Origin of the sequence: Ralstonia sp. GX3-BWBA, assembly GCF_003290055.1 — a bacterium.
Classification (GTDB): domain Bacteria; phylum Pseudomonadota; class Gammaproteobacteria; order Burkholderiales; family Burkholderiaceae; genus Ralstonia; species Ralstonia holmesii.
Map to the genome: position 1 here is coordinate 1 of NZ_QMKS01000033.1, position 1027 is coordinate 1027.

General features: G+C 61.2%; 1 protein-coding gene. It reads left to right on the forward strand.

Translation table 11 applies throughout. The features are described from left to right. Positions 1-41: 41 nt before the first annotated feature. The coding region (locus tag DOD19_RS27460; RefSeq protein WP_112189130.1) for an IS1595-like element ISCsp2 family transposase at positions 42-1027 on the forward strand (986 nt) is incomplete at its 3' end.

Genomic DNA, 1027 nt, shown 5'->3' on the forward strand with positions numbered 1-1027 from the left:
AAGGGGTATCTATTTAGCTCCAGTGACGTGAGAATAGCTGGATGGAAACCCAGATGCTAACGCCAACTCCTGGAGGGGACTACCCCCGCACCTGGAACGAATTTCTTGACTGGTTTGCCACCGAAGAGGCTTGCCAGGCGTTCCTGGAGAAGCTTCGGTGGCCCCAAGGCTTCGTCTGCCCGCGTTGCGGCAACGCTGGCGATGTGTACCGCGCCAGCCGCACCCGCCTGATGTGCCGCTCATGCCAGTACCAAGGCACAGTGACATCTGGAACCATCTTTGACAAGACGCGCACACCGCTGCGTGTCTGGCTGGCTGCAGCTTGGTACCTGACCAATCAGAAACAAGGCGTGAGCGCCCTGGGGCTGCAGCGCGTATTGGGTTTGGGGAGCTACCAGACCGCCTGGACCATGCTGCACCGGTTTCGACGTGCCATGGTCCGCCCGGGCCGGGACAAGCTCAAGGGGCTTGTGGAGGTGGATGAAACGTACCTGTCCATCACGGATCGCAAGAATCCCGCCACCCCTGCAGGGCGCAAGAGCAGCACCACCAAAGTGTTGATGGTCATGGCGGTGGAGATCGTGGAGCCCAAGGGGTTTGGGCGCATCCGGTTACGCCGCATTGACCGAGACGCCGCCACCCACGTAATCCCCTTTGTGCAGGAGGTGGTCGAGCCTGGAGCCCAGGTACGCACGGATGGTTCGGCGGCATACCGCGCTCTGGGAGAACTGGGTTACACCCACCAGCGCACCGTCATGCTCGGCTCAGGCGTACCTGCCCATGTCTCCATGGCGGGAGTGCACCGGGTCGCCTCACTGGTACAGCGCTGGGTGCTGGGAACACATCATGGCTCTGTACAGCCAGACCACCTGGACGCCTATCTCGATGAATTCGTGTTCCGTTTCAACCGGCGCACATCCAGCTCACGCGGGATGCTGTTTTACCGCTTGCTGCAGCAAGCGGTGGTTACGCCGCCAGTGACGTATGGGGATGTCGTGAGCAAGAACACCGGGGAGAGCCAATCGGA